This is a genomic window from Paraburkholderia sp. RL18-085-BIA-A, from assembly GCF_046027075.1.
Classification (GTDB): domain Bacteria; phylum Pseudomonadota; class Gammaproteobacteria; order Burkholderiales; family Burkholderiaceae; genus Paraburkholderia.
The window spans coordinates 1-409 of the sequence record NZ_JARESU010000627.1 but is presented as its reverse complement, the minus strand read 5'-3'; the positions used below and the strand labels follow the sequence as shown (position 1 = coordinate 409).

At 61.4% G+C, this 409-nt stretch carries 1 protein-coding gene; it reads left to right on the top strand.

Annotated elements, in window-relative coordinates; genetic code table 11:
- Window positions 1-409: transposase (locus P0D89_RS54140; protein ID WP_408379861.1), on the top strand; the 409-nt coding region annotated here is incomplete at both ends.

Here is a 409-nt window from a genome sequence, read left to right as displayed (position 1 = left end):
GATGGTGTGCGCCGCGAGCAGCAGAAGACCGATCCCGCACTGAAGGGCATGCGCTGGTCGTTGCTCAAGGATGCTGACAAGCTGAACCTCGCGCAACTGACTGATCTCGAAGCGCTGATCAGCCAGTACACCACCAACCGCACCGCCCGTGCCTGGATGTACCGCGAGCAGCTGCGCGAGATTCTCGATCGCAAGCAGATCCACGTCGTCTCCAAGATGTTGCGCCGGTGGTGCACCGGCGTCATGCGTTCCAAGGTCGAACCCATGAAGGACGTCGCACGCATGATCCTTCGTCATTTCGACGGCGTCGTCGCCTGGGCCCAGACGCGCCAGACCAACGGCTTCATTGAAGCCATCAACGGCCTGTTTCAGGCTGCCAAGCGCAAGGCGCGGGGATACGCCAGCTTTA